Here is a 15,502-nt window from a genome sequence, read left to right on the forward strand (position 1 = left end):
GTCCCTCTTCTGCGGTCCGACGAGATGTGGAGTGCACATGAGCAAGGAGAAGGCGACGACCGCGCTGCTGGTGGTGCTCGTGTTCGCGGTGGTCACCTGCCTCGCGTTCTCCGACCCGGCCTTGGGGGGCGCCCTGAGCGTCGGCGTCGCGGTCGCGGCCCTGGCGTGGAAGATGCTCCGCGCCAGGTAGCGCGGCAGCACCGCACGAAAGGTCTCCGGTTCTCCACGGGCCGGAGACCTTTCGTCGTCTCCGGGGCACCGTCGGACACCCCGCACGTGGCGACTCCGTTTCGGCGAGGCTTCCCCCTCGGCGGGCACAACGGCACGACTCTTCCTGCAGCAGGGCATCAACTACGCACCAGGCAAAGGAATGCAGCCCATGACCGCAGGACCCACGACGCGCGGGGGGATGGGCGACTCGTCACCCCCCGAGCGTGCTCCCTCATCGGCTACGGAGGCCGGTCAGGGCGCGCCGCCGCCGATCTTCCGTGCCGGGGCCGTGCCGCCGGCGGAGGAGAAGGCGGTGCTCCCGCACCAGGTGTCGCCCACCGAGCGGGACGAAGCAGTGGAGGTCGCCGCTCAGCTCCGCACGGAGATCAGCAAGGAGCTGTGGGACCACCGCGACCGGCTGCGCAGGGCGATCCACTCCCAGGGCTACCGCGAGCCCGACCTGTCGGACATCGAGGTGCGCACTCAGGTCCGGTACTACAAGGCCCGGATGAACCCGGCCTTCCAACTCAAGCACGGCGACCCGTGGCCGTTCCTGGCGAAGTGCTTCTCCTACGCCCGGCTCGACTTCCACCGCGCCGAGAATCGCTCCGAGCGGCCCGAAGACCCGGAGGAGCTGCCGCAGCCGGCCGCCGACTCCGAGATCGACGGGGTCACCGTGCGGGAGGCCGTCGACGCGTTCCTCGGACGGCACGTGCCCGACGAGGGGCAACGCACGGTGTGGCTCATGACCTACCGGGACCGGATGGGACCCGTCGCGATCGCCGAGGAACTCGGGATCGACCGGGGCACCGTCACGGCCCGGCTCAACCGGGCCCGGGCCTTACTGGAGGCCCTGCCTCCCGACGAGCTGGATCACCTGCGCTAGGCGGACCCCCTCTAGAGACCACGGAGCCCGACCCGCTCCGTGGTCACGGGAGGAGGCCCGACGGCTTCCGCCGGTTCCGCGGGGGGCCACACCCGCCGCGGTCGCCTGGCTGAGAGACAGCCCGGCTCAACTGAAATGAAGGTTCACATGGAAATGGAGAGGAAGGCGCGGGGGCGCTCCACCGCTCACGAGGCACTCGTGGAGCTGCTCCGCGAGCAGCGTGCGGCGGATCCTCTGGCCGGACCGGCCCCTACGCCCGACGAATGGGCCGTCCACATGAGCATGGTCGCGGAGCGTGCCGCGATCGCATCCGACGACGACATGGACCTGTGCGCCTACGGAGAGGACTCGGGCAGCACCGAGGAGGCGGAGGAGGAGCCGGCGTCCACACCGCGTCAGGCGTCGTCCGGAGCTGCACGCGTCCAGCGGGAGCGGCCCGCCTCCGGGCCCGCCCGGTCGCTCCTGTTCTACGCCTTGGCCGGTTTCGACGTCGTCGTGGTCGTCGTGCTCCTGGCCGTCGGTGTGCCCGTCGTGACAACGACCGTGATGGCCGCCCTGGTGGGGGCGGCGGCCGTCGGTCTGGCACTCGCGGGACCGTGGGGACTCGGCGGCAACGGCCGCCGGGCGCCCGACCGGTCGGCGCTGACGCCGGATGCGCTGCAACAGCGGTAGTCCGGCGCGGACGCGGCCGTGCAGCGGCCGTCGTGGGACCGGCCCGATCGGGGGATCGGGCCGGTCCACGCTTCGTGCGGGGCGGTGTCAGCCCTGGGTGGGGGCGGGCGACTTGCCCGCGAGGACGTCGCTCAGGCGGGACGCGCCGGCCTGGACGGCCTGGGTCGTGGAGTTGCTCTCGGCGCCCTGGAGGCCGCCGTTGGTCAGGGACAGCGCGCTGTCGCCGACGCGGACGGCGGCGTAGTCCAGGGTCAGGGTGGTCGGTTCGCCCTCCATCGAGCCGTTCATCGTGATCTGGAGTCCCTGGCGGGCGTCGGCGACCCCGGGCAGGGACATCTCGATGACCTGGACGGTCTGCTTGCCGCCCTTGGCGTCGACCGCCGTGAACTGGTCGCACTTGTCCGGCAGGGTGCCCAGCCACTTCAGGTTCGCGTCCACCTCCGACTGCCCGTAGGCGGCGACCTGGTAGCGCATCTGCCCGTCGTTGTCGCTGTCGTCGAAGCCGGTGTCCGCGTGGGCGCCCGTCGGAGCGCCGAGCAGGTTCTCGGCGTACAGGCCGTCGAGCAGCTTCTGGCAGTCGGCGGCGTTGCCCTTGTTCGTGACGAACGACTGCTGGTCGACCTTGCTCTTGAGCAGGGTGTCCCGCCAGGCCGCGGCGCCCTTCGACGTGGTCCACTGCGATCCAAGGTCGCTGTTGGTGATCAGAGCGGCCTGTGCCTCCGACTGGCTGAGCGCGCGTACGGAGGGCGAGGCGCCGGGGGACTCCTTGGCGCTGGGGGAGGCGGAGGCGCCCGCGCCGCCGGACTCGTCGCTCGAACACGCGGCGGTCGCCAGCAGCACGCCCGCGGCCAGGGCGGAGCCGAGGACGCGGGAGGAGCGGTGGCGGGCGGAGGCGGTGCGACGGGGCGGACGGTTCATGGCGGGAGGCCTCCGGAGGACGCGGTGTGTGTCCCCTCCACGCCACCACCGGCCAGGCACTCCCACCAGCGCACCGGGCCGTCCGGGTGAGCCGCCGGCACGGCCGCGGTCAGACCGCCAGTACGGCCCTGACCGTCTTGCCGCCGAAGCGGGTGCTGACGACCTCCAGGCTGTGGGCGAGCTGCTGGACCATGGCGAGCCCGCGCCCGCTCTCCGACTCGGTGTCGAGCCGGCCGACGCGCGGACGCCCGGGGCTGTCGTCGTGGACCTCGACGGTCACGTGCCCGTAGCCCAGTTGCAGACGCAGCCGGCAGCCGGTGCGGCCGTGCCGTACGGCGTTGGCGACGAGCTCGGAGGCGATGAGCGTGGCGTCGTCGACCTGGTCGGCGGTCGGCGGTGCCATCGGCGGCCGGGGCACGGTGAGGAACGCCGACGTCAGCCTGCGGGCCCTGCCCGCCGAGACGGCCGCACGCGGCAGTGCGTACTCCACGCGGGCGGTCGGTCGGACGGTGCGCTGGTGCGCACGCATGACGGACACCTCTCTTCCCCTCCCAGGACGACGAGCACCCGGCGGCTCCATCCCCGCCGGCCGGGACCCGCGCGACACGGTGCGCGGCCGGTCCTGCCTCCGGGTGATGCCCATCCCCGGCGATCCGCAACCGGCGTCGTACGTCACAAACCCGCCAAGTGCCTCCTCGGCGAACCACCGGTATGAGTCGGCCATGTCTGGAAAGGTGTGGCGCATGCCGACCCTTCGGAGAAAGCTGCTAGGTCTGCTCCCCCGGATAGGGGTGCGGGTGCTGGATCTCGGTTCGGGCGCCGCGGTGCTGTACCGGCGCGGTGAACGCAGCCGCGTGCCGATGGGCCGGGGAGCCGATCTGGTGCTGCGGGGCAGGGCCGAAGGGTGGAGGAGCGTGCCGCTCGGCGACAGCGGGGCGCGCCTCGTCCTCGACGAGGCGCGGGCGGCTGCCGACGAGCGCCGGTTCCAGCTGGCGGCCGCGTCCTACCTGTGCGGCCAGCACGTCACCGCGCTCCTCGACCGCTACGAGGTGAACTGCGTCTTCGACGTGGGCGCCAACGCGGGCCAGTACGGCCGGCAGTTGCGTCGCCTCGGCTACACCGGCCGGATCGTCTCCTTCGAACCGACGGCAGAGGCCTTCGCCAAGCTGAGCGAGGCCGCCGAGGAGGACCCCGACTGGTGGGTGTACCGGGTCGGCCTGGGGCGCGAGGACGCCACCCGGTCCATCCACGTCGGCTGGAACACGATGAACTCCCTGCTCCCGCCCAGCGATTACGGCAAGGACCGCTACAAGCGGTTCGCGAAGACCCGTACCGAGGAGATCGAGGTCCGACGTCTCGACGGCCTGATGGACAAGGCGCTCGCGGGGCTCGGCGACCCCCGCCCCTATCTGAAGATGGACACGCAGGGATACGACCTGGAGGTGTTCGCGGGCGCGGGCGACCGTGCCGGGGAGTTCGTGGGGATGCAGTCCGAGGTCGCGACGCTGCGGCTGTACGAGGGCAGTCCGCGCATGGGCGAGGCGATCGCCGTGTACGAGGGCAGCGGCTTCGAGATCACCGGCATGTACCCGGTGTCCAGGGAGGCGGCCACCGGGCGCGTGGTGGAGTTCGACTGCGTGATGGTGCGCGCGGCGGCGGTACCGGCCGCCGACTAGTGCCGCGGCACCAGGGCCCCGCGCCGGCGGGGACGGCCGGCTTCCCGGGCCGGTGCGCGTCCCCGTGCGCCCGGCTACGCCGGATACGCGTGCGTCTGCGCGGCCTTCACCGTCGCCCAGACCGGCGCACCGGGACGGAGGTCGAGTTCCGCGGCGGCGACCGTCGTCAGGTCTGCGGCGAGCGGGAGTTCGCCGGTGAGGTCCGCGCGGATCTGGTCGCCGTGCGTCTCCAGCCCGCCGACACGGCACTGCCACAGATTGCGGGCGCTGGAGCCGGTGGGGCGGTCGCGGTGCAGGGTGACGGCGCTCGGCGGGAAGGCCACGAACACCGGTCCGCCGAGGTCCTCGGTCGTGGTGATCTCCGGGCCCGTGTCGAGCCGCACGGTGTGGCCCTCGGCCTGCCCGCGGTAGAGATTGAGGCCGACCAGCTGGGCGATGTAGTCGGTGCGCGGATGGCGGGCGATGTCGGACGGTGTCCCCTCCTGGACCACCCGGCCGTGCTCGACCACGACGAGCCGGTCGGCCAGCACCATCGCGTCCAGCGGGTCGTGGGTGACCAGGACGGCGACGGCCTCGAAGTCGGCCAGGTGGCGCCGGAGCTGGGCGCGCACCTCCAGCCGCGTACGGGCGTCGAGCGCGGCGAGCGGCTCGTCCAGCAGGAGCAGCCGGGGGCGGGTGGCCAGCGCCCGGGCCAGGGCGACGCGCTGGGCCTGACCGCCGGACAGGCGGCGCGGCTTGGCGCCGGCGTGGTCGGCCAGGCCCATGCGGTCCAGCCAGGCGGCGGCCCGCGCCCGCGCCTCCGCCTTCGGCACGCCCTGACAGCGGGGCCCGAAGGCCACGTTGTCGAGCGCGGACAGGTGCGGGAACAGCAGGTAGTCCTGGAAGACGACGCCCACCGGGCGGGATTCGGTCGGCGTACGGTCCAGCGCGGCACCGTCGAGCCGCAGGCGTCCCCCGTCGGACAGCGGGGTGAGGCCGGCCAGCGCGCGCAGTGCCGTGGTCTTGCCGGCGCCGTTCGGCCCGAGGAGCGCGACGACGTCGCCCGGGGCGGCGGTGAGCGCCACGTCGAGGTGGAAGGAGCCGCGGTGCACGACGAGCCGGGCGTCGAGGCCCGTCCCGGAGCCGTACCCCTTGCCGGCGCCGGGGGCGTACCCCTGGCCGGGGCCGGGGCCCTCCTCGCCCGCGGCGGGCGGTGTGTCCGTCATGGCGCCATCATCCGTCGTCCGGTCCGTCATGACGCCGCCGTCATCCAGCGGTCCCGGAGCCCGGCGAGGACCGCGATGGACACCGCGAGCAGGACCAGGCTCAGCGCGATCGCCGCGGCCGGATCGCTCTGCAGCGCCAGGTACACGGCCAGCGGCATGGTCTGCGTACGGCCGGGGAAGTTGCCCGCGAAGGTGATCGTCGCGCCGAACTCGCCGAGCGCGCGGGCCCAGGCCAGTACGGAGCCCGCCGCGATCCCGGGCGCGATCAGCGGCAGCGTGACCCGGCGGAAGGCGGTGAAACGGGAGGCGCCCAGCGTCATGGCTGCCTCCTCGTAACGGGGATCGGCCGCCCGCAGCGTGCCCTCCACGCTGATGACGAGGAACGGCATGGCCACGAACGCCTCCGCGACGACCACGCCGGCCGTGGTGAAGGGCAGCGTGATGCCGAAGGCCGACTCCAGCCACTGCCCGACGACGCCGTTGCGCCCGAGGGCCAGCAACAGTGCCACACCGCCCACCACGGGGGGCAGGACGAGCGGCAGGGTCACCAGCGCCCGGACGAACCCGCGTCCCGGGAAGTCGGTGCGGGCCAGCAGCCAGGCGAGCGGCACACCGAGGACCAGGCTCACCGCGGTGGCCGCGGTGGCGGTGATCAGCGACAGCTGGAGCGCCTGCCAGACCTCCGGACTGGTCAGCTGCTCCGGCAGGCTGCCCCAGGGGGCCCTGACGAGCAGGGCGACCAGCGGGAGCAGCAGGAAGGCGAGGCCGACGAGGGCGGGCAGCAGCAGGGGGAGCGGGGCACCGCGCCGCGGGCCGGCCCCGGCGCGCCGCCGCGGCCCGTCCCTGCGGGTGGCGCCACCTTCGAGCACGTCGGCCGCGGCATCGGCCTTGCCCAGCTGCGTCACGGCTGGAGGAATCCGGCGGCGGTCAGCACCTTCTGGCCGTCGGCGGACTGCACGAGCTCGATGAACGCCTTGGCCGCGGCCGCGTTGGGCGCGTCCTTGAGGAGGGCGATCGGGTAGTCGTTGACGGCCTTGGCCGACTCGGGGAACTCCACGCCCTCCACCTTGTCACCCGCCGCCTTCACATCGGTCTTGTAGACGACGGCCGCGTCGGCCTCCTTCAGCTCGACCTTCGTCAGGGCGCTCTTGACGTCCTGCTCGTACGAGACCGGGGTGAGGCCGAGGCCGCTGGCGTCCAGCGCCTTCTGCGCGGCGGCGCCGCACGGCACCGTCTTGTCGCACAGGACCACCTTGAGGCCCGACTTGGTGAGGTCCTTCAGGGAGGCGACCTTGTCCGGGTTGCCGGGCAGGGTGGCGATCTCCAGCTGGTTGCGCACGAAGGTGGACGGGGTGCCGACCGCGTCGTGCTCGTCCGTCACGATCGCCATGGTCTTCGGGCTCGCGGCGGCGAAGACGTCCGCCGGGGCGCCGCCCGTGATGCTCGCGGCGAGTGTGTCGCTGCCGCCGAAGCTGAAGGTCACCTTCGTGCCCGGGTGGTCCTTCTCGAACTCCTTGCCCAGGGCCGTGAAGCTCTCCTTGAGGGAGGCGGCGGCGAAGACGGTGACCGTGCCGGAGAGCTTCGGGGAGGACGACGCGGACGAGTCGGACCTCGTCGAGTCCGAGCCGGAGTCGTCGGAGGAGGAGCAGGCGCTCAGGGCCAGCAGCGCGGCGCCACCGACGGCTACGGCCTGCAGGGGGCGGGTGCGGTGGGTCCGGCGCGCGGTGCGGGTCGTCACGGTTCTGCTCCCTCGTGGCTTCAGGCAGGCATACGCAGATCATACTTACGCAGATGCCAGCCGGAAGTCTCCTGTCGCATCGCATGAGCGATGTGATCGGCATTGGGATGTATGCATGTGCGTTTGCACGGGTCCTCCTGCCGGGTACGGTCCTTCGGGAGGTGGTGCCCGTGAGCCGGTCCGCGACCCAGCCACCCGCTCCCCCACTGGCGGAGCTTTCCCTGACCGGGGATCTCGCCCGGCCCGTCCGGCCGACGGTGCCCGACCTGCTGGCCTGGCCGCAGCACCGGGTCGGCGTCAGCTTCGAGTGCGCCACCAGCGGTGTGCAGCACCACCGCTTCACGGGCCCGCTGCTGCATGACGTCCTGCGGGACGCCCGGCCCGGCTTCGACCCGGCCCGCCGCAAGGACCGGCTGCGCTTCCTCATCGCGGTGACCGGGGCGGACGGCCATCACGCCCTGCTCACATGGGCCGAGATCGACCCCGACTTCGCGCACGCCCCGGTGCTGCTCGCGGTCGGCGTCGACGACACCCCGCTCGACCGGGCCGGTCCCCAGCTGGTGCTGCCGCAGGACCGCTGCGGGGCACGGCACATCAGCGGCATCAACGCGATCCGCGTGGACGGACGTTACCCGTCCTGGGTGTAGCTCTCGGCTCCCGTCCCCCCGTCCCCCCGTCGCCGCGGGGACGGCGGCGCCTCACGTGCGGTCGATGTGCACGTTGGTCGACTTGACCCGCGCGGTGGCCTCCACGCCGACCTCCAGGCCGAGTTCCTCCACGGCCTCCCGGGTCAGCAGGGAGACCAGCCGGTGCGGGCCCGCCTGGATCTCGACCTGCGCCGCGACGTCGCCGAGCTTGACGGCGGTGACGATGCCGGGGAAGGCGTTGCGGACCGAGGTGTGGGAGGCGCCCCCGTCCTCCCCGCCGGTCTGCGCGAGTTCGACCGAGAAGGCGGCCAGGTCGCGCCCGTCGATGAGCCGCCGCCCGCCCTCGTCCCGGTGCGTGGGCACGCGCCCGGCGTCCGCCCATCGCCGGGCGGTGTCGGGGCTGACGCCGAGGAGCCGGGCTGCCTGGCCGATGGTGTAGGACTGCATGCGCGCCAAGATATCCGCCGGTCCCACGGTCGGACGCGCGCGGCGGCCCGGCCCGGTGGACAGCGGACGGTGCGCGGCGGCCCGGCCCGGTGGCCGCCGGACGCAACCTCTCGCCCGGCTCGCGCCTCCTACCAGTCGTACGCGTGCCCGTCGTGCGCATCCCGCCCGTAGGACCGTCCGTCGCGCGGAACCGGATGCCCGGAGAAGGAGCGTCAGTTGGCCCGTCCGCTGTCCCGCCGGAAGTTCATGGTCTACTCGCTTGCCGCGTCCACCTTGACCGTCGCGGCGCCGCTCGGCTGCGACGCGTCCTCGGCGGAGGGCGCCGAACCCTCCGGAGCGGGCACGGGCGGCCCGTCCGACGTGCTGGTCACCGGCACCGACGAGGAGATGCTCGTCCTCGAGGTCACCGCGGCCAACAGGGTCGTCGTACGGCTGCCGCGCGTCGAGGTCGGCCAGGGCATCACCACCGCCGTCGCCATGATGATCGCCGAGGAGCTGGACGCCCGGCTCGCCGACGTCGACATCCCGCTCGCCGAGGCCCGCAGGGAAGGCAACCAGTACACCGGCGGCTCGAACTCCGTCTCGTCGCTGTACGACCCCGCCCGCGCCCTGGCCGCCACCGCCCGCGCCAAGCTGGTGACGGCCGCCGCCCGGCGGTGGCACCTCGCGCCGCGCCTGCTGCGCACCCGGGACACCATGGTCGTCGCCCCCGACGGACGCACCGCCACCTTCGGGTCCCTGACGGCTGCCGCCGCGGCGATCCACCGGCCCGCCGTGCCGGCCGAGCCGAAACCGGCGTCCCGGCACCGGGTGATCGGGCGGCCGACCACCCGTGTCGACGCGCGGGACATCGTCACCGGAAAGGCGACCTACGCCGGGGACCTGACGGTGGCCGGGGCGAAGCCGACCGTGGTGGCCCGGCCGCCGACCCTCGGCGGGAAGCTCGTCTCCGTCGACGGCCGGGCGGCCCGCGCGATGCCGGGCGTCCACGCGGTCGTCCGGGCCGCGGGCGGTGTCGCCGTCGTGGCCGACACCTTCCACCACGCGTTCCGGGCCAGGGACGCGCTGCGCGTCACCTGGGCGCCGGGCCCGCTCGCCGCCCTGTCCGACGACGCCGTCCGTGCCCGGCTCCGCGCGGCCGTCCCGCCGCTCGGCACGCCCCTGCTCGGAACCCGCCAGGTGACGGGGGAGTTCGAGTTCGCCTTCGTCTCCCACGCCCCGATGGAGGTGCTGACCGCGGTCGCGGACGTGCGCGCGGACCGGGCCGAGATCTGGTTCTCCTCACAGACGCCGACGGACGCGCGCGACACGATCGCCTCCGCCGTCGGGCTTCCGGCATCGAAGGTCAGGGTCCATGTGATGCGGGGCGGCGGCTCGTTCGGACGGCGTCTGAACTACGACGCCGCCGTGGAGGCGGCCCTCGTCTCCAAGGCCGCCGGCCGGCCGGTGAAGCTGATGTGGAGCCGCAACGACGACATCCGGCACGGCCGGATGCGCCCGGCCAGCCACCACCGCATCCGGGCCAGTCACGCCGGCGGCCGGGTGGTCGCGTTCACCCACGCGACGGCGTCGGTGAGCGAGGTGTTCGAGAAGTCCGGCTTCGCGGTGCGGGGCGGGCGGTCCGGCGCGGTGCCGGGCGGGCCGGCCGGCACGACGAGGGCCGGTGGCGCGCTCGCGGCGACCCCGGGCGGGCCGGCCGCGGCGACCGGCGCAGCCTCCCGCGCTGGGCGGACGCCGGAGTCCGGCCCGCTGCCCAGCGACAGCGGCCTGTACAACTTCGGCCGCGTCGGCGGGGACTCCGGCTCCGTCGAACTCGCGATGCCGCTGGGCGCCTGGCGGTCGGTGGACTCCGGGACGATGCGCACCGCGGAGGAGATCGTCGTCGACGAGATCGCCGCGAGTCTGGGCGAGGACGCGATCGCGTTCCGGCGCAGGACGCTCAGGAACAAGGCGGTCCGGGCCGTCCTCGACAAGGTCGCGAGCGCCGGTCACTGGGGCCGCGCCCTGCCCCGGGGCAGGGCCCAGGGCGTGGCCGTGCACGAGGAGTACGGCTCCTGCGTGGCCTGCCTGGTGGAGATCGACGCCACCGACCCGGACGAACCGCGGGTGACCCACGTGGTGATGGCCGCCGATGTCGGAACGGCCGTCAATCCGCGCGGACTCGAGGCCCAGCTCATGGGCACCGCCGTCGACGGGATCTCCACCGTGCTGCGGGCCGGACTGCACATCGACCGGGGCGCCGTCCGCGAGGGCAGCTTCGCCGACTTCCACTACGCCCGCCAGCGGCACGCCCCGCTGCGCTTCGAAGCGCACATCATGCCCTCCACCGGCGCCCCCGGCGGCGCCGGTGAACTCGGCGTCCCGGCCGCGGCGGGTGCCGTGGCCAACGCCTACGCCCGTGCGACGGGCACCCGCCCCCGCCGCTTCCCCCTCACCTTCTGAGACGGTGCCGATGCCCTCCTACTCCTTCGTCCTCAACGGGAAGCCGGTCACCGTCGACGCGCCGGCCGACATGCCGCTGCTGTGGGTCCTGCGCGACCTGCTGCACGTCACCGGGCCCAAGTACGGCTGCGGGGTCGGGGTCTGCCGTGCCTGCACCAGCCACCTCGACGGCGCCGAGATCCAGCCCTGTGTCGTCCCGGTCGCGGACTGCCGGGGCCGCGAGGTCACCACGATCGAGGGGCTGGCCGACGGCGACACGCTCCATCCGGTCCAGCAGGCCTGGATCGACCACGACGTCGCGCAGTGCGGCTTCTGCCAGCCCGGGCAGATCATGGCCGCGGTGGCCCTGCTGAAGCGGACGTCCAGCCCGACGGACGCCGACATCGACCGGATCGAGAACGTCTGCCGCTGCGGCACGTACTGCCGTATCCGCGAGGCGATCAAGAGCGTCGGCCCGGCCTCCTGACGTCCGGGTTCGCGGCCGGCGCACCCCCGTGTCACGGCCCGCACACTCCTGCGCTGCGGGCCCGCACACTCCTGTTCCGCGGCCCGCGCGCCGCCGTTCAGCGGCCCGCGCGCACCCCAATACGCCGTGTCCGCCCTCCCGTTCAGGTGCACCGCGGCCCGGCGCCCCGGCCCGCTCCGTCGCCCGCGTGACCCGGATCACAGCGAAGGAGTGCATCGCGGGCCGGGGGTCAGTGTCTTTATCCCTGGTGCAGGGAGCTGGATCCCTGGCGGGGGAGCTGGCGAGAGCGGGGGACGATGCGGATGGAGCAGGCCCGGGCCGACGGGTTCGACGGGTTCGTGGCAGCCCGCTGGTCGGCGTTGTTCCATCTCGCGCGGCTGCTCGTCGGAGGCGACCGGCACCGGGCCGAGGACCTGCTCCAGGAGGCCCTCGTCAAACTGTGGTTCGTCTGGCCCAAGATCGCCGACGAGGCCCCGGAGGCATACGTCCGCACGGTCCTGGCACGCGCGGCGGCCCGCTCGGCGCGCCGCCGCTGGTGGGGCGAGAACCCCGTCGCGCAGGTCCCCGAACTGGCCCAGGACGCTGACGTGTCCGCCTCCGTGGTCGAGCGGTCGCGGCTGGAGGCGGCGCTGGCCCAGCTGCCGCCGCGGCAGCGCGCCGCGGTGGTGCTGCGCTACTACCAGGACCTGCCCGAGAAGCAGGTCGCGGAGGCGCTCGGGTGCCCGGTGGGCACGGCCCGGTCCCATGCGTCACGGGGTGTGGCGCGGCTGCGCCGGCTCCTGGCCGATGTCATCGAGCCGGTGGGGTGAAGGGGAGTCCGATGGATCACTTCGAGCGGGAGCTCGCGCGCATGATGCGCGACTCCCAGGAGCACGCCCCCTTCGAGTCGCAGCACCTGGTCCGACTGCGGGACGGTGTCCGGGCCCGCCGCCGCGCACGCGCGGCCCGCAGGGCCGTGGGGTCCGTCCTGGCGGTCGCCGGGCTCGGCATCGGCCTGTTCCTGCTGCCCCGCGACCCCGGCCGGGACCAGCCGCAGGGCCCCGTCCCCCGGCCGATGACGAGTCCGTCGTACCCGTACACGACCCCGTCGCCGACGCCCGACCTGTCGCCGAGCGAGCCCCCCTCCTCGACCGCGACGAACACCGCGGGGCCCGATGAGGAGACCTCCGGGCCGCCCCCGTCGGCGACCTCGACCGGCGGTTCGGCCACGGTGACCCCGGACCCGACGACGACCACGACCAAGGCCGTCACACCACCGCCTTCGGCCACGAACCGGCCGAGCCCGCCGGTCAGTCCGACGACCACGCCCTCGACCGTCGAGTCGTCGGCGCTCGAAGGCTCGGCCGACCCCGGCTAGCGGCCGACACCTCCGCCCTCCGGCCCCGGCCTCCGGCCCGCCTCAGGGCCCCGACCTCTGACCGGCCCCCTTCCGTGATCGCGGCTGCGCCGTCGACGCCCTCGGCACGCTCCGCGACAGAAGACAGATACGGATCGATCGTGACAAAAGCAGGGACGACCGCCTTGACGGACCCCCTCATGAGCCGCCCCTCCGGGGACCGCCGGCATCCGGACCGCGCTGTCACGGACCGCCGCGACCGGGACGCCCGTCCCGCGGACCGTTGCCCGGCGGACCGCCGCCCCACGGACGGGCTGCCGCTGCGGACGCCGGTGCCCGCGCACCACCGGGAGCCCGTCCTCGACGTCGTCGTCCCGGTGTTCAACGAGGAGAAGGATCTGGAGCCGAGCGTGCGGCGGCTGCACGCCCATCTGCGCGAGACGTTCCCGTACCCGTTCCGGATCACCGTCGCCGACAACGCCAGCACCGACGCGACCCCGCGGATCGCGGCCCGGCTCGCCGCCGAGCTGCCCGAGGCGGAGTGGCTGCGGCTGGCCGAGAAGGGCCGGGGCCGGGCGCTGCACACCGCGTGGTCGCGTTCGCCCGCCCCGGTTCTCGCCTATCTCGACGTGGACCTGTCCACCGACCTGTCGGCGCTGCTGCCGCTGGTGGCCCCGCTGATCTCCGGGCACTCCGACATCGCCATCGGCACCCGCCTGGCCCGCGGTTCGCGGGTGGTGCGCGGACCCAAGCGCGAGGTCATCTCCCGCTGCTACAACGTCCTGCTGCGCTCGACCCTCGCCGTCGGCTTCTCCGACGCGCAGTGCGGGTTCAAGGCCGTGCGGCGCGACGTCGCCGAGCGGCTGCTGCCCCTGGTGGAGGACTCGGGCTGGTTCTTCGACACCGAACTGCTGGTGATCGCCGAGCGGGCCGGGCTGCGTATCCACGAAGTGCCCGTCGACTGGGTCGACGACCCCGACAGCCGGGTCGACATCCTCTCCACGGCGCTGGCCGACCTGCGCGGCATCGCGCGGATCGGCCGGGCACTGGCCCGCGGCACGTTGCCCACGTCCGGACTGCGCCGCGGCCCCGACGGGGGAGCACGGGGCGCGCTGGCGGGCCAGTTGGCGCGTTTCGCCGCCGTGGGCGCGGTGAGCACCGCCGGCTACGTACTGCTCTACGCCCTCCTGCGCCCGGCGGCCGGGGCGCAGGCGGCCAACGCGCTGGCACTGCTGGTCTGCGCGCTGGCGAACACGGCCGCCAACCGGCGGCTCACCTTCGGGCTGCGCGGCCGGGGCGGCGCCGTCCGCCAGCAGGCCAAGGGACTCCTGGTGTTCCTGGTGGGCCTGGCCCTCACCGCGGGCTCGCTGGCCGCCCTGCACCGACTGGCGCCCGGGGCCGCGCACCTGGCCGAGATCGTCGTGCTCGTCGGCGCCAACCTGGCCGCGACGCTCCTGCGCTTCCTGCTCTTCCGGGCCTGGGTGTTCCCCGTCCGGTCCCGCCGAGACCGGACGGGGGGCGAGGGCTCGTGAACCGCACCGCGCAGACCGCCCCGCCGGTCACCGGCGGACGCCCGCACCCCGTGACCGCGGGCGCCGCCGAGGCCGTACCCGCGGACGAGCCGGCACCACGACGGTCGCGGACCGAGCGGTGGAACCTGCTCGCCCGCCGTGCGGCCGGCCGGTACGGCCCCGTGCTGGCCCTGTACGGGACGCTGAAGCTCGTCGGCTTCTCCGTCTTCATGTATCTGTTGCACTCCGCGGGCGACTACCGGACCAAGAACCCCCGTTTCGGCGGCGGCGCCCACCCCTGGGACGTGCTGGCCAGCTGGGACGGCTGGTGGTACCAGCAGATCGCCGCGCACGGGTACGACCCGGCGCTCGTCCCCGTCCCCGGAGCCAGGGGACTGATCACCCTCGAAGGCAACTCGGCCGCGTTCTTCCCGCTCTACCCGGCCCTGATGCGGCTCGTCTCCGAGTGCACCGGCCTCGGCCTGTACGGCGCCGGGATGCTGGTGTCGGTCGTCACCTCGTTCGTCGCCGCGCTCGGCATCCACGCGGTCACCGCCCGGATCGGCGGACCCCGTGCCGGGCTCGCCGCGGCCGGACTGTGGGCCGTATGGCCGGGCTCGGGCACGGAGTGGTCGGGCTACTCGGAGTCCCTGTACGTCGCCCTCGCCGCCTGGACCTGTCACGCCGTCATGAGCCGCCGCTGGCTCACCGCCGGGTTCCTCACCTGTGCCGCCGGGCTCACCCGTCCCACCGCGACCGCGCTGATCGCCGCCCTCACCGTGGCCGCGCTGCTCGCGCTCGTGCGCCGCCAGGACGGTGTCGCGCGTCCGGTCGCCGCCGTCGCCGTCGCCCCGCTCGGCCTCGCCGGCTATCTCGCCTGGGTGGGTCACCGCATGGGCGACTGGGGCGGCTACTTCAAACTCCAGACGGGTGCCTGGGCCCACACCTTCGACTACGGCCGGCACAGCCTCGACGTGTTCAGCTCGGTCGCGGTGGGCCACTTCGACTATCTCTTCGCGTTCCCCTTCGAGGACGTCATCGGTGTCGCCGTCGTCCTGGCGGCCCTGCTGCTGATCCCGCTCCTGATCCGGCTGCGTCCCCCGGTGGTCCTCGTCGTCCACACCGTCCTGACCGTCGCCCTCGTCCTGGGCAGCCAGCAGATATTCGGCAACATCTCCCGCTATCTGCTGCCTGCCTTCCCGCTGTTCATCCCGCTCGCCCTGCACCTGCGCCGCCTCGCGCTGCCCCTCCAGATCACGCTGCTCGGCATCGCCGCGGTGGCGTCGGGGTCGTACGCGGGGTACGTCCTGTTCGAACTCGGCGTCCCGTAGGCCGTGTTCGGGGGCGT

Annotated in this window: 17 protein-coding genes; 11 read left to right on the forward strand and 6 right to left on the reverse strand. The window is 73.9% G+C overall.

What is annotated here, in order from left to right; all coding sequences use genetic code 11:
* Window positions 1-37 precede the first annotated feature (37 nt).
* From ACZ4IF_RS11295 to ACZ4IF_RS11305, 3 genes are all read left to right on the forward strand, one after another.
* Window positions 38-190: a hypothetical protein gene (locus tag ACZ4IF_RS11295; RefSeq protein WP_179332499.1), complete on the forward strand. Its 153-nt coding sequence runs from the start codon at window positions 38-40 to the stop codon at window positions 188-190.
* 189 nt (window positions 191-379) lie between these two features.
* Complete coding sequence (locus ACZ4IF_RS11300) at window positions 380-1,096, forward strand: sigma-70 family RNA polymerase sigma factor (RefSeq protein WP_467561629.1); 717 nt, start codon at window positions 380-382, stop codon at window positions 1,094-1,096.
* A 147-nt stretch (window positions 1,097-1,243) separates the two neighbouring features.
* Window positions 1,244-1,768 carry a hypothetical protein gene (locus ACZ4IF_RS11305; RefSeq protein WP_467561631.1) on the forward strand — a complete coding sequence of 175 codons (525 nt, stop codon included), beginning with the start codon at window positions 1,244-1,246 and terminating at the stop codon, window positions 1,766-1,768.
* Window positions 1,769-1,855: 87 nt separating this feature from the next.
* Here ACZ4IF_RS11305 and ACZ4IF_RS11310 read toward each other — a convergent pair whose 3' ends face one another.
* The gene (locus ACZ4IF_RS11310) at window positions 1,856-2,686 is read right to left on the reverse strand and encodes a hypothetical protein (protein ID WP_467561633.1); all 831 of its coding nucleotides are present in this window, start codon (window positions 2,684-2,686) and stop codon (window positions 1,856-1,858) included.
* Between the two features lie 109 nt (window positions 2,687-2,795).
* On the reverse strand, window positions 2,796-3,215 hold the full coding sequence (locus ACZ4IF_RS11315) for an ATP-binding protein (protein ID WP_359489209.1): 420 nt from the start codon (window positions 3,213-3,215) through the stop codon (window positions 2,796-2,798).
* A 214-nt stretch (window positions 3,216-3,429) separates the two neighbouring features.
* On the opposite strand from ACZ4IF_RS11315, the gene ACZ4IF_RS11320 reads away from it, so the two are divergent.
* Complete coding sequence (locus ACZ4IF_RS11320; RefSeq protein WP_467561635.1) at window positions 3,430-4,362, forward strand: FkbM family methyltransferase; 933 nt, start codon at window positions 3,430-3,432, stop codon at window positions 4,360-4,362.
* Between the two features lie 74 nt (window positions 4,363-4,436).
* Here ACZ4IF_RS11320 and ACZ4IF_RS11325 read toward each other — a convergent pair whose 3' ends face one another.
* From ACZ4IF_RS11325 to modA, 3 genes are read right to left on the reverse strand one after another with little or no spacing between them, the layout of a single operon-like run.
* Window positions 4,437-5,567 carry an ABC transporter ATP-binding protein gene (locus tag ACZ4IF_RS11325; RefSeq protein ID WP_467561637.1) on the reverse strand — a complete coding sequence of 377 codons (1,131 nt, stop codon included), beginning with the start codon at window positions 5,565-5,567 and terminating at the stop codon, window positions 4,437-4,439.
* Between the two features lie 26 nt (window positions 5,568-5,593).
* Window positions 5,594-6,472: an ABC transporter permease gene (locus ACZ4IF_RS11330; RefSeq protein WP_467561639.1), complete on the reverse strand. Its 879-nt coding sequence runs from the start codon at window positions 6,470-6,472 to the stop codon at window positions 5,594-5,596.
* Window positions 6,469-7,305 (reverse strand): molybdate ABC transporter substrate-binding protein, encoded by an 837-nt coding sequence (modA, locus tag ACZ4IF_RS11335; RefSeq protein ID WP_467561641.1) that lies wholly within the window; start codon window positions 7,303-7,305, stop codon window positions 6,469-6,471. The genes ACZ4IF_RS11330 and modA overlap by 4 nt, the downstream gene beginning before the upstream one ends.
* 170 nt (window positions 7,306-7,475) lie before the next feature.
* Between modA and ACZ4IF_RS11340 the strand changes: the two genes are divergently transcribed.
* Complete coding sequence (locus ACZ4IF_RS11340; RefSeq protein ID WP_467561643.1) at window positions 7,476-7,952, forward strand: molybdopterin-dependent oxidoreductase; 477 nt, start codon at window positions 7,476-7,478, stop codon at window positions 7,950-7,952.
* Between the two features lie 51 nt (window positions 7,953-8,003).
* On the opposite strand, the gene ACZ4IF_RS11345 is transcribed toward ACZ4IF_RS11340, so the two are convergent.
* Complete coding sequence (locus tag ACZ4IF_RS11345; protein ID WP_467561645.1) at window positions 8,004-8,399, reverse strand: TOBE domain-containing protein; 396 nt, start codon at window positions 8,397-8,399, stop codon at window positions 8,004-8,006.
* Window positions 8,400-8,645: 246 nt separating this feature from the next.
* Between ACZ4IF_RS11345 and ACZ4IF_RS11350 the strand changes: the two genes are divergently transcribed.
* The 6 genes from ACZ4IF_RS11350 to ACZ4IF_RS11375 all read left to right on the forward strand — a co-directional run bounded on the left by ACZ4IF_RS11350 (window position 8,646) and on the right by ACZ4IF_RS11375 (window position 15,485).
* The gene (locus ACZ4IF_RS11350; protein ID WP_467561781.1) at window positions 8,646-10,841 is read left to right on the forward strand and encodes a xanthine dehydrogenase family protein molybdopterin-binding subunit; all 2,196 of its coding nucleotides are present in this window, start codon (window positions 8,646-8,648) and stop codon (window positions 10,839-10,841) included.
* 10 nt (window positions 10,842-10,851) lie between these two features.
* A complete protein-coding gene (locus ACZ4IF_RS11355) occupies window positions 10,852-11,307 on the forward strand; it encodes a (2Fe-2S)-binding protein (RefSeq protein WP_095935558.1) in 456 nt (151 codons plus the stop codon).
* Between the two features lie 302 nt (window positions 11,308-11,609).
* Window positions 11,610-12,116, forward strand: coding sequence for a SigE family RNA polymerase sigma factor (locus ACZ4IF_RS11360; RefSeq protein ID WP_467561647.1), 507 nt, complete (start codon window positions 11,610-11,612; stop codon window positions 12,114-12,116).
* 11 nt (window positions 12,117-12,127) lie between these two features.
* Complete coding sequence (locus tag ACZ4IF_RS11365) at window positions 12,128-12,664, forward strand: hypothetical protein (protein WP_467561649.1); 537 nt, start codon at window positions 12,128-12,130, stop codon at window positions 12,662-12,664.
* A 311-nt stretch (window positions 12,665-12,975) separates the two neighbouring features.
* Window positions 12,976-14,175, forward strand: a complete 1,200-nt coding sequence (locus ACZ4IF_RS11370) for a bifunctional glycosyltransferase family 2/GtrA family protein (protein ID WP_467561783.1) — start codon at window positions 12,976-12,978, stop codon at window positions 14,173-14,175.
* A gap of 125 nt (window positions 14,176-14,300) precedes the next feature.
* Entirely contained in the window at window positions 14,301-15,485 is a 1,185-nt protein-coding gene (locus ACZ4IF_RS11375; protein WP_467561785.1) for a hypothetical protein, read from the forward strand.
* Window positions 15,486-15,502 lie beyond the last annotated feature (17 nt).

The sequence above is a fragment of the Streptomyces sp. NPDC025784 genome, assembly GCF_055558435.1.

Excerpts from the sequence above, each read along its gene's own strand:
- ACZ4IF_RS11345 (WP_467561645.1), bottom strand. The coding sequence starts at position 8,399 with ATGCAGTCCTACACCATCGGCCAGGCAGCCCGGCTCCTCGGCGTCAGC.
- ACZ4IF_RS11320 (WP_467561635.1), top strand. The coding sequence starts at position 3,430 with ATGCCGACCCTTCGGAGAAAGCTGCTAGGTCTGCTCCCCCGGATAGGG.
- ACZ4IF_RS11355 (WP_095935558.1), top strand. The coding sequence starts at position 10,852 with ATGCCCTCCTACTCCTTCGTCCTCAACGGGAAGCCGGTCACCGTCGAC.
- ACZ4IF_RS11325 (WP_467561637.1), bottom strand. The coding sequence starts at position 5,567 with ATGACGGACACACCGCCCGCCGCGGGCGAGGAGGGCCCCGGCCCCGGC.
- ACZ4IF_RS11315 (WP_359489209.1), bottom strand. The coding sequence starts at position 3,215 with ATGCGTGCGCACCAGCGCACCGTCCGACCGACCGCCCGCGTGGAGTAC.
- ACZ4IF_RS11310 (WP_467561633.1), bottom strand. The coding sequence starts at position 2,686 with ATGAACCGTCCGCCCCGTCGCACCGCCTCCGCCCGCCACCGCTCCTCC.
- ACZ4IF_RS11350 (WP_467561781.1), top strand. The coding sequence starts at position 8,646 with ATGGTCTACTCGCTTGCCGCGTCCACCTTGACCGTCGCGGCGCCGCTC.
- ACZ4IF_RS11360 (WP_467561647.1), top strand. The coding sequence starts at position 11,610 with ATGGAGCAGGCCCGGGCCGACGGGTTCGACGGGTTCGTGGCAGCCCGC.
- ACZ4IF_RS11295 (WP_179332499.1), top strand. The coding sequence starts at position 38 with ATGAGCAAGGAGAAGGCGACGACCGCGCTGCTGGTGGTGCTCGTGTTC.
- ACZ4IF_RS11305 (WP_467561631.1), top strand. The coding sequence starts at position 1,244 with ATGGAAATGGAGAGGAAGGCGCGGGGGCGCTCCACCGCTCACGAGGCA.
- ACZ4IF_RS11365 (WP_467561649.1), top strand. The coding sequence starts at position 12,128 with ATGGATCACTTCGAGCGGGAGCTCGCGCGCATGATGCGCGACTCCCAG.
- ACZ4IF_RS11300 (WP_467561629.1), top strand. The coding sequence starts at position 380 with ATGACCGCAGGACCCACGACGCGCGGGGGGATGGGCGACTCGTCACCC.